Origin of the sequence: Actinomadura sp. KC06 (assembly GCF_004348735.1) — a bacterium.
Taxonomy (GTDB): Bacteria; Actinomycetota; Actinomycetes; order Streptosporangiales; family Streptosporangiaceae; genus Spirillospora.
This window is the reverse complement of record NZ_SMKT01000200.1, coordinates 1-13,123: the sequence shown is the minus strand read 5'-3', so window position 1 is coordinate 13,123 and position 13,123 is coordinate 1. Positions and strand designations below refer to the sequence as shown.

11 protein-coding genes are annotated in these 13,123 nt (G+C 72.3%); 5 read left to right on the top strand and 6 right to left on the bottom strand.

What is annotated here, in order from left to right; translation table 11 throughout:
• The 3 genes from cbiB to E1287_RS37585 form a co-directional block, all read left to right on the top strand.
• Positions 1 to 601: adenosylcobinamide-phosphate synthase CbiB (gene cbiB / locus E1287_RS37595; protein WP_131970055.1), on the top strand; the 601-nt coding region annotated here is incomplete at its 5' end.
• A complete protein-coding gene (locus E1287_RS37590; RefSeq protein ID WP_131970054.1) occupies positions 598 to 2,100 on the top strand; it encodes a cobyric acid synthase in 1,503 nt (500 codons plus the stop codon). The genes cbiB and E1287_RS37590, both read left to right, overlap by 4 nt.
• Positions 2,101 to 2,139: 39 nt before the next feature.
• Entirely contained in the window at positions 2,140 to 2,826 is a 687-nt protein-coding gene (locus E1287_RS37585; RefSeq protein WP_131970053.1) for a DUF1444 domain-containing protein, read from the top strand.
• Here E1287_RS37585 and E1287_RS37580 read toward each other — a convergent pair whose 3' ends face one another.
• The gene (locus tag E1287_RS37580) at positions 2,827 to 4,374 is read right to left on the bottom strand and encodes a glycosyltransferase family 39 protein (RefSeq protein ID WP_131970052.1); all 1,548 of its coding nucleotides are present in this window, start codon (positions 4,372 to 4,374) and stop codon (positions 2,827 to 2,829) included.
• Positions 4,375 to 4,538: 164 nt separating this feature from the next.
• On the opposite strand from E1287_RS37580, the gene E1287_RS37575 reads away from it, so the two are divergent.
• Positions 4,539 to 5,180: a LysE family translocator gene (locus E1287_RS37575; protein ID WP_131970051.1), complete on the top strand. Its 642-nt coding sequence runs from the start codon at positions 4,539 to 4,541 to the stop codon at positions 5,178 to 5,180.
• 61 nt (positions 5,181 to 5,241) lie between these two features.
• Here E1287_RS37575 and E1287_RS46075 read toward each other — a convergent pair whose 3' ends face one another.
• Positions 5,242 to 7,074: a serine/threonine-protein kinase gene (locus E1287_RS46075; protein WP_243719709.1), complete on the bottom strand. Its 1,833-nt coding sequence runs from the start codon at positions 7,072 to 7,074 to the stop codon at positions 5,242 to 5,244.
• Positions 7,075 to 7,185: 111 nt separating this feature from the next.
• Here E1287_RS46075 and E1287_RS37565 point away from each other — a divergent pair, with 111 nt between their 5' ends.
• A complete protein-coding gene (locus E1287_RS37565; RefSeq protein WP_207934694.1) occupies positions 7,186 to 8,139 on the top strand; it encodes an alpha/beta hydrolase in 954 nt (317 codons plus the stop codon).
• Positions 8,140 to 8,160: 21 nt separating this feature from the next.
• Here E1287_RS37565 and E1287_RS37560 read toward each other — a convergent pair whose 3' ends face one another.
• From E1287_RS37560 to E1287_RS37545, 4 genes are all read right to left on the bottom strand, one after another.
• Positions 8,161 to 9,933, bottom strand: coding sequence for a serine/threonine-protein kinase (locus E1287_RS37560; protein WP_131970050.1), 1,773 nt, complete (start codon positions 9,931 to 9,933; stop codon positions 8,161 to 8,163).
• A 76-nt stretch (positions 9,934 to 10,009) separates the two neighbouring features.
• Positions 10,010 to 11,305 carry a DUF4389 domain-containing protein gene (locus tag E1287_RS37555; RefSeq protein WP_131970049.1) on the bottom strand — a complete coding sequence of 432 codons (1,296 nt, stop codon included), beginning with the start codon at positions 11,303 to 11,305 and terminating at the stop codon, positions 10,010 to 10,012.
• Between the two features lie 73 nt (positions 11,306 to 11,378).
• Complete coding sequence (locus E1287_RS37550) at positions 11,379 to 12,341, bottom strand: quinone oxidoreductase (RefSeq protein ID WP_131970048.1); 963 nt, start codon at positions 12,339 to 12,341, stop codon at positions 11,379 to 11,381.
• Between the two features lie 80 nt (positions 12,342 to 12,421).
• Positions 12,422 to 13,123: TetR family transcriptional regulator (locus E1287_RS37545; protein WP_131970047.1), on the bottom strand; the 702-nt coding region annotated here is incomplete at its 5' end.

The following is a 13,123-nucleotide window of genomic DNA, read 5'->3' as shown; positions in this document are numbered from 1 at the left end:
CCTTATGGCGGGGTTGTTGGAGCGGGGGGATTTGGCTGCTGCCCGGGAGCGGCTTCCGCATTTGTGCGCGCGGGATCCGAACGGGTTGGACGGGGAAGGGTTGGCGCGGGCCGTTGTTGAGTCCGTGGCTGAGAACACGTCCGATGCGGCGATTGCGCCATTGGTGTGGGGTGCGGTGGCGGGTGTTCCGGGGCTGCTCATGTACCGGGCCGTGAACACGCTGGACGCGATGGTCGGCTACCGGAATCCGCGGTATGAGCGGTTCGGGTGGGCTGCTGCGCGGCTCGATGATGTCGCTAATTGGGTTCCTGCGCGCCTGACCGGGGGGCTCGTCGCGCTTTGCTCGGGGCCCGATGCTTGGCGGGTTCTGCGGAGGGACGGGAAGAAGCACCCGAGCCCCAATGCCGGACGGTGCGAAGCCGCATTCGCCGGGGCGCTCGGCGTGAGGCTGGGCGGTGTGAACGAGTACGGGGGACGGGTCGAGCGGCGTCCTGAAATGGGGGACGGAAGGGCTCCTGAGGCGCGGGACATCAGGAGGGCCGTTAGGCTTTCGGCCGTGGTGACGTTCGCGGCGGCGGCCGTGATCTGGAGTCTGCGGTGAGCGGGCTGCTCGTCGCCGGAACGACGTCCGATGCCGGCAAGAGCGTTGTCACCGCTGGATTGTGCCGCTGGCTCGCGCGGCGCGGGGTGAAGGTCGCGCCGTTCAAGGCTCAGAACATGTCGCTGAATTCGATGGTGACGAGCGACGGGGCCGAGATCGGGCGGGCGCAGTACATGCAGGCGCAGGCCGCGGGCGTGGAACCGAGGGCCGTGATGAATCCGGTGTTGCTCAAGCCGGGCAGCGATCGGCGCAGCCAGGTCGTGGTTCTGGGACGTCCGGTCGCGGAGGTCGATGCGCTTCAGTACGGGGAGCGCAAGGAGTGGCTGAGCGGTGTCGTGCAAAGCAGCCTTGCGGAGCTCCGGGACGAGTACGACGTGGTGATCTGCGAAGGCGCGGGAAGTCCGGCTGAAATCAATCTGCGGGCGGGCGACATCGTGAACATGGGGCTGGCCCGGGCCGCCGAATTGCCCGTGGTCGTGGTCGGCGACATCGACCGGGGCGGTGTTTTCGCGTCGTTGTACGGGACGGTGGCCCTGCTGGAGCCCGAAGACCAGGCCCTGATAGCGGGATTCGTCATCAACAAGTTCCGCGGCGCCCGGGAACTGCTGGAGCCCGGGCTTGAGCAGCTTCGCAAGCTCACCGGACGTAACACGCTGGGTGTGCTGCCCTGGACGCTCGGCCTCTATCTGGATTCTGAGGACACGCTGGCATTGGACGCGCCCCGCCCCGACGCCAAAGGGCCGGTCGGGCGGGAGACGCTGAGGATCGTCGTCGTGCGGTTTCCGCGCATCTCCAACTTCACGGATCTGGACGCGCTGGCCTGCGAACCGGGTGTCGTCGTCCGTTATGCCGCCAGCGTCGGGGATCTCGCGGAGGCCGATCTGGTCGTCCTGCCGGGAACGCGGGCAACGGTGAGCGACCTCGCTTGGCTGCGCGAGCGGGGAATGGCCGACGAGGTTCTGAGGCGCGCTCGCGAAGGACGGCCCGTGCTCGGCATCTGCGGCGGCTATCAGATGCTCGCCAGGGAAATCGTCGACCACGTCGAGTCGGGCGCCGGAGGGGTCGAAGGGCTCGGCCTGCTCCCCGCGAAAGTCGAATTCGGGAAAGAGAAGTCCCTCGGACGGCCGAGCGGCCGGGCGTACGGCGAGGACGTCCACGCCTATGAGATCCACCACGGCAAGGTGGAAGCCGAGGGTGAGCCGTTCCTCGATGGCTGCCGCCGAAACGCCGTCTGGGGGACGACCTGGCACGGCGCAATGGAGAACGACGGATTCAGGCGAGCCTTTCTCAAGGACGTCGCACAGGAAAGCGGCCGCGATTTCGTACCGGCGCCCGACGTGTCGTTCCAGGCGTTGCGGGAGGCGACGTTGGACGCTCTCGGCGACCTCGTCGAACAGCACCTCGACACCGAGGCCATGTGGCGGATCATCGAGGACGGCGCGCCGCGCGGGCTTCCAGTCGTCCCGCCGGGCGGGGCGCCCGCCGCGGCTGTAGGGTGATCCATTCAACCGCACCGGCCGCATCAGGAGGAGCGTTCCGTGACCGAGCCGCGGTCCAGTCTGATCGTCCCGCTGATGAAGGCGCGGGTCCCGGCCGAGGTCCAGCTGGAGTTCCCGCTGCCGCCGGACGAGGAGCCGATCCGCGACCCGTTCGCCGCCGACCTGTACATCTCCTACGCGCTGGAGATCGCCGACGAGGCCGTCCCGTCCGGGCGGCGGCACGAGCATGTGGCGCGGCGGCACTGCGCCGACCTCGGTGTGCGGCCCGAGGAGCTGCGCCGGCACGCGGTGCGCAACCTCCGTGACCGGCGTCCCGAGCTGGGCCTGAGCTGGTATCCGGACGTGCGTGCCGTGACGGTCTCCCTCAGCGGAAGCGGAACGCCGGCGAACCCGGCCGCGACGACCGCGGCGGCGGGACGCGGAACCCTGGAGTCGGGCCTCCTGCTGGACGAGGGTTTCCTCGACAAGCTCGCCCAGGACGTGGACGGCGACCTCGTCGTGGCCGTCCCGGCGCGGGACGTGTTCGTCGCGTCCGGAACCGGCCATCCGGACGGCGTCGACAAGCTCCGCTGGACCGTCGCGCAGGTGTGGGCCGGGGACCGGAGCGACACCGGCGGCGACCCGGCGTGGGACGTGCCCGCCGGGAGCCTGCTCACCCACAACCTGCTGGTGCGGCGCCCGCCCACCGGCGACAACGCCGCCGCCTGGGACGTCTTCCAGGCCTGATCACGAAAGTGTCTTGAGGCGCGGCCACAGCTCCGCCCACGGGGCCCGCTGGCCCCGGCAGACCCAGATGGGCTTGCCCTGCTCCTGGTTGTCGAGATCGACGCCGTTGTCGACGCGGCTCACCGGGCGCACATCCGTCCAGAACTGCCGCAGGTAGGACGCGCCCGCGACCGTTTCCGGGCCGACGACGATGGTCGGCCCGCCCGTGTCCGCCGGACGTCCGAAGTACCAGTAGCCGTTGTGGCCGCTGTAGGCGCGGGGAAGCCCGAGGTCCGGCCCGTACTTGTCGAGCGCACCCGCCTCGCCGTAGTTGCTCACGACGATCGTCGCCTTCGACCGCTCGTCCGGCGGCAGCGTGCCGTAGACCTGCGCGACCTGGGCGGCGAAGCCTGGCCAGCCGACCGTCTCCGACGAGTCCCCGTTGACGGCGGGCTGCGGGGTGGCGGCGAGGTGCTTCACGGGATACACGGGCAGCGTCAGCAGGACGGTCGTGACGGCGGTGATCGCGTACACCGGGACGGGCGCGAGCCATCCGAGGCCGCGCGGCGCGCCGTTCCGCTCGATCTCCACCGCGCCGGCCGCCCACAGCGCCGCCCAGAGGCCGCTGACGTAGTACGGCTTGCCCGCCGTGATCAGGAACAGGACGGTCAGCAGCACGTACGCGTGCCCGACGAACCGGAACGTCCGCAGGTCGTCGGACCGGTACGTCCGCCAGAGCCCGTAGATCCACAGCCAGGACGGGAAGATCCCGGTCAGCAGTATCTGGAACGGGATGAACCCGGGCCGTCCGCCGAAGTCGGCGTTGTCGGCGATGGCGCCCGCCATGTCGAGCTGCGGCCAGCCGTGGTCGGCCTGCCACAGCAGCCCGGGGACGGCCGCGGCCGCCGCGACCAGCGCCCCGGCGGCGAGCATCGGCCGCCGCAGGAACTCGCGCGGCCCGGACACCAGCAGCCCCGCGACGAGCGCGACCAGCAGGAACGGGGCCAGGTACTTGACGTTCAGCGCGAGCGCCGCCACGACGCCGACGGCGAGCAGCAGCCGCTGGTCGCGGGTCCGGACCCACCGGACCGCGAGCCACACGATCGTCATCGACAGCAGCAGGTCGAGCGTCGCCGTGGAGAACAGGTGGCCGGCCGCGACGGCGAACGGGCACACCGCGTACGCGCCGACCGTCAGCAGCTGCGCCCGCCGTCCGCCGCCCATCTCCCGCGCCGTCAGCCCGGCGACCACCACGCTCGCGGCGGAGAACAGCGCGGCCGGGACGCGCAGCGCGACGACCGAGTCGCCGAACACGGCCGTGACCGCGCGGGCGAGCAGCGGCATCAGCGGCGGCTGGTCCGGATAGCCCCAGGCCAGATGCCGTCCGGCCACGCGGAAGTACAGCTCGTCGCGGTGGTAGCCGTACCGCGCGCTGAGGGCCAGCAGCAGGACGCCGAGCACGCCGGCGATCAGCAGCACCGGCCGCCAGGCGAACGCGGAGGACGCGGCGGGACGGGGGATCTCGGCGGGACGGCCGGACGCCGCGGAGGCAGAGGCAGGGGCGGACATGCGACGAACCTATTGCGGGCGCGCATCCCAAGTCACGATCTTGAAACGGCCACCCTTGGACACCGTCCATCGAGGTGAGACCGCCCCGGCGGCGCCGCGGCGGGGCGGTTGGGGCGCCGAATATTCGGTGGGACGTGTCGGACGGGCTGCGTACAGTCGCGGTCATGGTGTCGATCGATCAAATGCTGGCCTTCTCCGCGATGGCCTTCGCCATCATCATCATTCCCGGCCCGTCCGTGCTCTTCGTCGTCGGGCGCGCGCTCGCGCACGGCCGCCGCACCGCTCTCGCCGGCGTCGTCGGCGGGGTGCTCGCCGCGCTCGTGCTGACCGTGGCGGTCGCGGTCGGCGTCGGCTCGATCGTGGAACGGTCCGCCGTCGTGTTCACGACCCTGAAGATCGTCGGAGCCGTCTACATCGTCTATCTCGGGGTGCAGGCGATCCGGCACCGCCGGTCGCTGCAGGAGACGATCGGCACGGACGAGCAGGCGCAGGGCGGCGACCTCCGGGCCTTGGTCCAGGGCTTCGTGGTGGGCGTGACGAACCCGAAGACGACGGTGTTCTTCGCGGCCGTCCTCCCGCAGTTCGTCGTCCGGGAGCACGGGCACGTGGCTCTGCAGATGATCGTGTTCGGGTTGCTCTTCGCGGTGATCGCGCTGCTGAGCGACAGCGTCTGGGGCATCGCCGCCGGGACGGCCCGCGACTGGTTCGCCCGCTCGCCCCGCCGCCTCGCCGCGATCGGCGGTACCGGCGGGCTGATGATGATCGGCCTCGGCGTCACCGTCGCGACCACCGGCCGCAAGGACTAGCCGCCGCCGAGGCCGCCGGTCGGGGCCGCCGGTCGGGGCCGGGTGCCGGGCATCCCGGTGGTCAGACCTCGCAGAGCGAGAAGTCGTCGAAGGTCGCCTCGGGGTGGCCCGTGGCCCCCTCGGACCGGGACACGATCAGCCCGCTCGTTCCCGTCTCCTCGTCCGGTGCCGGGAAGGTGGTGGTCGCGACGGCCTGGCCGTTCACCCACAGGCCGAGGTTCACCTGCGAACCGTCCTCCTCGCAGGCGGCCTGGATGCGGTTCTCGTTGTTGCGGAGCTGGGTGGCGGTGCCGGTCGCCAGATCCACCAGCGCGAGGTCGTACATCTTGGCGATGCGGGCCCGGCCGTCCGCGCGGAGGAGGAACGCGAAACCCGCGCTCTGGCCGTGGCAGTAGACCCCCGCCTCGCCGCCGCCGTCCTCGGACGACTCGACCTTCACGTCTATGAGCTGCGACTCGGGGACCTCGTTCACGGGAGCGCGCACGACAGTCCCGCGCGTGGTGGGGAGGACGCGCAGCGCGTACTTGCGGTCGCGGTAGGACGCGTCCCAGCTGGGCGTCGACGCCTTCGTCCAACCCGAGGCGTCGTCCTTGAAGTCGTCCTCGAGGATCTTCTCCTTGACCTTCGGCGGCTTGTCGCCGAAGCCGGAGCCAGGGTCGGTGTCGCGCGCCATGCCGTCGGGGCCCGGAGCGAGCACGCCGGCCAGGATCGGGATGCCGACGGCCGCCACCGCGAAGGCCGCGATGAGCGGGCGCCGGTGCTGTAGCGGGCGCCGCGCGGCGGGTCGCCCGGCGGGACGCGCACGGGGCGGGGACGGCGGCGCGTTCACCGGACTCGTCACCGCGACGGGCTGCTCGGCCGTCCCCTGCGGCGCCCCCGCCGACCTGCCCGATCCCGGCGGCTGGGCCGAAACTCCCGGCGGCCGAACCGACCCGACCGATCCCGGCGACCCCGCCGAGCCGCCCGGTCCCGGCGGCTGGGTCGAGCCGACGGGTGCCGGTCGGCGGGGCGCAGCGTCGGGCGTCGGTGTGAGAGTCGGTGCCTCGTCCCGCGGCAGGACGAACGTGGGCGGTGTCGCGGGCGGTTCGTCTTCGCCGGTCAGAGCACGGATGAGCTGCTTGACCGACGGACGTCCGGACGGGTCCTTCGCCAGCGACCGGGCGACGAGGTCGCGGACGGACGGTTCGAGGCCGTCGAGGTCGGGTTCGGCGGACGTCACCCGCTGGATGATCTCCGGGAGCGTCCCGCCGCCGAACGGGGCGCGCCCCGTCCCCGCGTAGGCGACGACGCAGCCCCAGGAGAACACGTCGGCCGCGGGCGTGACGTCCTCGCCGTGCATCAGCTCGGGCGCGATGTAGGCCGGGGTGCCGATGAACTGGCCGGTCCTGGTCGGCCCGTCGGAGGAGTCCAGCGCGCGGGCGATGCCGAAGTCGATCACGCGCGGGCCGGTCGGGGACAGCAGCACGTTGGACGGCTTGAGGTCGCGGTGCACGATCCCGGCGCCGTGGATCGCGCTGAGCGCCGTCGCGATGTTCACCGCGAGCGCCTCCAGGTCGCCGCCGCGCAGAGGCCCGCCCGATTTGACGGCGTCGTCCAGGGACGGGCCGGCGACGTACTCGGTGACGATGTACAGCGGCTCGCCGTCCAGCCGGGCGTCCAGCACCGCGGCCGTGCAGAACCGCCGGACCTGCCGCGCCGCGGTCACCTCCCGGCGGAACCGCTCGTTGAACGCCTCGTCGTCGGCGAGCTCCGCGTTGATGACCTTGACGGCGACCTGCCGGCCCGACTCGTCCTCGCCGAGGAAGACGGTGCCCATGCCGCCGCGGCCCAGCCTGCCGGTGAGACGGTACGGGCCGAGCCGCTGCGGGTCACGGTCGCGAAGAGGGGCCTGCATGGCTCGGACTCCCGGGGGCCGGAGGGCTGTGTTGTGATTCGCTCGGTCTTACGGTTCAGTCTCTATGACGTTCGATCAAGGGGAATCAGTTCGCTCGACCTGGGAGGAAGCGTGGACGTGACGGCGGATGTGCTCGGCGCCGGGTACGAGGCGATCGAGCTGCCGATGGGCCGGGACGCCGAGGGCGAGGTCGTGGCGACGCTCGTCCGGCGGCGCGGCGCCGCTCCGTCCGGCCGGGCCGTGCTGTACCTGCACGGGTTCGTCGACTACTTCTTCCAGCGGCACCTGGCCGACTTCTACCTGGAGCTCGGCTTCGACTTCTATGCGCTCGACCTGCGGAAATACGGGCGGTCGCTGCGTCCGCACCAGACGCCGAACTTCATCGAGAGCCTGTCGGACTACTTCCCGGAGATCGACGAGGCCGTCCGGATCGTCCGGGACGTGGACGGGCACGGCACGCTCCTGCTGAACGGCCATTCGACCGGCGGCCTCATCGCGGCCCTGTGGGCGGACAAGGCGAAGGGCGAGGGCCTGGTCGACGCCGTGTTCCTCAACAGCCCTTTCCTCGACATCGCGGAGCCGCTGGTGATGCGCAAGCTCGGCGCGGGCCTGGCGCGGGCGCTGCGGCCGCGGTTCCCCAAGGCGAAGCTGCCCGCGGGGGTGTCCGACCGGTATCCGCGGAGCATCCACCGCGACCACGAGGGCGAGTGGGACTTCGACCTCGACTGGAAGCCGATCCTCGGGTTCCCGGTGCGGGCGGCGTGGCTGGCGGCCGTCCGGCGCGGGCAGCTCCGCCTGCACCGGGGCCTGGACGTGGACGTGCCCGTGCTGGTCATGGCGTCGACGCGCAGCGTCCGCCCGACACGCAAGGTGCTGGACGTGACCGGGGCCGACGCCGTCCTGGACGTCGAGCACATGGCGCGGTGGGCGCCCAGGATCGGACGGCATGTCACGCTCGTCCGGATCGACGGCGGCCTGCACGACCTGGTGCTGTCGGCCGAGCCCGTCCGCACGCAGGTCTTCGCGGAGCTGACCCGCTGGACGAACGCCTACCTGCCCTCCTGAGACGCCTAGGCCGCCGGGCGGCTAGCCGCGGATCTTCGACATGTCGAAGTCGTCGAACTGGACGCTGACCGGCTGGGCGGGGTTCCCGCCCGCCTGGGCCGCCAGCCCGGTCCAGCCGTTGCCGAGCGGCTGGTCGGCGTCCGTCTCGTCGATGACCTGGTCGCCGTTCACCCAGAGCCGCAGCCGGACCTCCTTGCCGCCGTTCCGCCCCTCGCAGGCGATCTGGACCTTGTTCGAGCCCTTGGCGGAGAAGCCGGGCACCGAGTCGGGAGCGGCCAGCTCCTTCTGGCCCTGATTTCCGCTGACCTTGCGGAGCACCGCTCCCTTGCCGTCGTTGCGGATCAGGAACAGGTACTGGGTGACCTTGCTGTCGGTGTTGTTCGCGCGGCACATCATCCCGAACACGGCGTCGGGCGGGCCCTGGGCCACATCGGCGGTCACGGTCGTGAGGACCTGCTCGGGGATGGACTTCACGTCCTCCGTGGGCACCCACCGGCCGACGGACGTGGTCGAGTTGCTGGTCTGCATCCAGAACTTGCCGTCGCGGTAGCCGTACTCGTCGCCGAAGCTCTCCCAGCCGGAGTCGTCGTTGGAGAAGTCGTCGCTGAACGTCGTGGCGAGGTTGTCGGGCGGGCCGCCCGCGCTCAGGACGGTGAACCCGACGACGGCGAGCAGGGCCAGCACGGCGACGCCCGCTCCGGCGATGATCAGCGGACGGCGGGAGCGGGAGCCGGAGCCGCGCCCCGGCCCGGAAGGCCGGCCGTCGTGGCGCGTCGGGTCGGTGCCGAGCATCGCCGTCGGCTGCTGGAACGCGGCCTGCGCGGCCGTCTGACCTGGAGCCTGGCCCGGTGGCTGGAGCTGCGTCGTCTGGCCGGGCGGGCCGGTGCGTGCCTGGACGGTCGGGTCGGTCGCGGTGCCGTGCCAGCCCGCCTGGACGGTCTCGGCGAGCGTCGCCGGGTCGGCGGTGTCGTTCCCGACGAGCCGGGCGAGAAGCTCCTGGACGGACGGGCGGTTCCGCGGATCCTTGTCGAGCGCGGCGGCGACCACGTCCCGGAGGCCCGCGTCCAGGCCGTCCAGCTTCGGCTCGTCGTGCGCGACGCGGTAGAAGATCTCCGGGACGGTGTTGCCCGCGAACGGGGCGCCGCCCGTCCCGGCGTAGGCGACGACGCAGCCCCACGAGAACACGTCCGAGGCGGGCGTGACCTGCTCGCCGCGCAGCAGCTCGGGCGGCAGGTAGTTCGGCGTCCCGACGAACTGGCCGGTGCGGGTGGGGCCGTCCGCGGCGTCGAGGGCGCGGGCGATGCCGAAGTCGATCACGCGAGGCCCGGTGGACGACAGCAGCACGTTCGCGGGCTTCAGATCGCGGTGGACGATCCCCGCGCCGTGGATCGCCGCCAGCGCCGTGGCGACGCCGACCGCGACGCCCTCCAGGTCGGAGCCGGGCAGCGGGCCGCGGTCGGCGACGGCGCGTTCCAGGCTCGGGCCCTCGATGTACTCGGTGACGACGTACAGCGGGTCCTCGTCCAGCTCGGCGTCGATCACGGGGGCGGTGCAGAACCGGCGGACCTGCCGGGCGGCCGTCACCTCGCGCCGGAACCGGTCCCGGAAGGCGCCCTCCCCGGCCAGCTCCCGGTTGATCACCTTGACGGCGACGCGGCGGCCGCCGCCGTCCTCACCGAGATAGACCGTCCCCATGCCGCCGCGGCCGAGCCTGCCGACCAGCCTGTAGGGGCCGAGTTCCGCGGGGTCCTCGGGGCGCAGGGCCTCGCCGTTCTCTCCTGCGTGCGTGGTCATCGTGATCCTGAACTGGAAATAGGGGGTTGTTTCGTAGAACCCTAGCGGGCTGTGCTAATTCGGACGCGCAAAGTGCTTAGCGCGTTCGGCGGGAGCGGGGAAGAGTCCGGAATGGCGGGAGCATCTCGCCGGTGAGGCCGAACGCGTACGCCACGACCCTGGCGGACCAGCGCTGCCAGCCGACGACCAGCCCGTACAGGCGGCGCGGGTAGCGGCCGGTGAACGGGATGACCAGCCAGCTCAGCGCCATCACGACCACCAGCAGCGCGAACATGACCAACATCACCATGAGGTGCGGGAGCACCAGCACACCCCGCAGCAACGTGAACCAGCGCCGCGGCCCCTGCCACTCCTCCGGGAACGGCAGGTCGACGACGACGGTCTTCTCGTCGTCGGCGGGCTCGCGGGGGATGGGGGGCGCGGCCGCCCGCATCGGCTCCTCCACCTCGGGGGCTGGCCTCGGTCGCGGCACCTCCGCCTCCGGAGCGCGTTCCGGCGCCGGGGAAGGGCCCACCCAGGTCGTGGAGATCGCCTCCGCGGCCTGCTCCGGGCTCTCCTGGCCGACGAGCCGGGTGAGGATCTGCCGCGCGGTCGGACGGCCGCGCGGGTCCTTGCCGAGCGCGGCCGCGACGACGTCGCGCAGCCGCGGGTCGAGGCCGTCGAGGTCGGGTTCGTCGTTGCCGATGCGGTGGAACGTCTCCGCGACCGTCTTGCCCTGGAACGGCGGGCGTCCCGTCCCGGCGTAGGCGACGACGCAGCCCCACGAGAACACGTCCGACGCCTGCTCGACCGGCTCGCCGCGCAGCACCTCCGGCGCGATGTAGGCGGGCGTCCCGACGAACTGGCCGGTGCGGGTGGGGCCGTCGGGGGCGTCGAGGGCGCGGGCGATGCCGAAGTCGATCACGCGGGGCCCGGTGGACGACAGCAGCACGTTCGCGGGCTTCAGGTCGCGGTGGACGATCCCCGCGCCGTGGATCGCCGCCAGCGCCGTGGCGACGCCGACCGCGACGCCCTCCAGATCAGAGCCCGGCAGCGGCCCCTTGCCGTCGACGGCCTTCTCCAGGCTCGGCCCGTCGATGTACTCGGTGACGATGTAGGGCGGGTCCTGGTCGAGCCCGGCGTCCAGGACGGGCGCGGTGCAGAACCGGTGGACGCGCCGCGCCGCCGTCACCTCGCGCCGGAACCGCGCGAGGAACGCCGCCTCCCCGGCCAGCTCCCGGTTGACGACCTTCACCGCGACGCGGCGGCCGTCCGGCTCGGCGCCGAGGTAGACGGTCCCCATGCCGCCGCGGCCGAGGCGTCCGAGCAGGCGGTAGGGCCCGAGGACGCGCGGTTCGTCCTGCTCCAGCGGTTCGGCGGCATATGTGGTCATGGCGGGCGGGACTCCTCGAAGATCGTATATTCCCGGCCCAGCCTAAAGGAGGCGCCGTGCCCGGAATGGACGATCAAGGGATCAGCAGCAGCTTGCCCGTCGTCCGCCGCGCCTCCAGATCGACGTGCGCGGCACCGGCCTCGGCGAGATCGTAGCGGTGCCCGACACGGATCCGGACGGCGCCCGACTCCACCCAGCCGAGGACGTCCCTCGCCCGTTCCAGCAGCTCTTCGCGGGTCACGATGTGGTGGGCGAGCATCGGACGGGTGAGGAACAGCGACCCGGCCGGGTTGAGGCGCTGCGGGTCGAACGGCGGCACCTTCCCGCCCGCCGCCCCGTACAGCGCCATGACGCCGCGCAGCCGCAGGCTCGCCAGGCTCCCGTCGAACGTCGGCGCGCCGACGCCGTCGTACACGGCCGCGACGCCCTCCCCGCCGGTCAGCTCCCGGACCCGGTCGGCGAAGCCGTCGTACCCCATCGTGACGTCCGCGCCCGCCTCCTTCGCGAGCTGCTCCTTCTCCGGCGTGGACGCCGTCCCGATCACCCTGGCGCCGAGGGCCTTGGCCGCCTGGGTGAGCAGCAGCCCCATCCCGCCCGCGGCGGCGTGCACGAGGACGGTGTCGCCCTCCTTGATCGGGTACGTCGACCGCGTCAGGTAGTGCGCGGTCATGCCCTGCAGCATCGCGGCGGCCGCGTCCTCCAGGCCCACCCCGTCGGGGACGGGGACGAGCCTGTCCGCCGCCACCAGGGCCTTCGCCGCGTAGCCGCCCTTCACGTCGCAGGACGCGACGCGGTCGCCCACCGAGAACTCCCGGACGCCGTCGCCGACCGCCGCGACCGTCCCCGCCGCCTCGATGCCCGGCGTGTACGGGAGCTCCTTCGCGTACGCGCCCGTCCGGTAGTAGACGTCGATGAAGTTGACGCCCGCCGCCGCCACGTCGATCAGCACCTCGCCGGGACCCGGCTCCGGGTCGGGGCGCTCCGCCGGCGCCAGGACCTCCGGGCCGCCGTTCTCGGTGATCACGATCGCGCGCATGCCGTGCTCTCCTGCCTCTCGGTTTGGGGACTGATCTCGGCAACCTGGCCTTCCCGCGGGCTATTCCACCGCCGGGAGGCTCAAACCCAGTCGCGCATCGTGTGGCCGACCAGCGCGACGGCCTCCTCCACGCGGGCCGCGACGGTCGCGGGCTCCCAGATGTCCAGCCGGGCGCAGTCCTCGAACGCGACCTTGGTCGCCGCCATGAAGAACGCGACGACGATCTTGGGCCGCAGGTCCTCGACGGGGTCCACGTCCTCGCGCCGCGCGATCTCGGCGGCCAGCGCGTCCGTCGCCGCCCCGTACCGCGCCATCTGCGCCGCCATCAGCGCCGGCGTCGCCTCGATCACCTGCCGGACGCGGCGGAACCGGGCGCTGTCGGCCGGGTCGCCCTCCGCGATCGTCCGCAGCACGACGCGCAGCGACTCGTACAGCGCGGCGAACGGCCGCTCCCCGGGCGGGCGCGCGGCGAGGGCGTCCGCGAGGAGCTGGTCGTGCTCGCCGAGGAAGCTCGTGACGACGTCCTCCTTGGTGGCGAAGTAGCGGAAGAACGTCCGCTGCGACACCTCCACGGCCGCGACGATCTCGTCGATCGTCGTCGCCTCGTACCCCTGGGAGACGAACAGCTCTAACGCGGCGTCGACGAGAGCGACCCGGGTCCGCTGCTTCTTGCGCTCGCGAAGCCCCGCCAGAGCGCGCGCGGGCGCGGGGGCCTCCGAGTCCGCGGGGGTCTCCGAGTCCGAGTCCGCGGGGCCGGGGTCCGCGGACTCGGACTCGGAGAC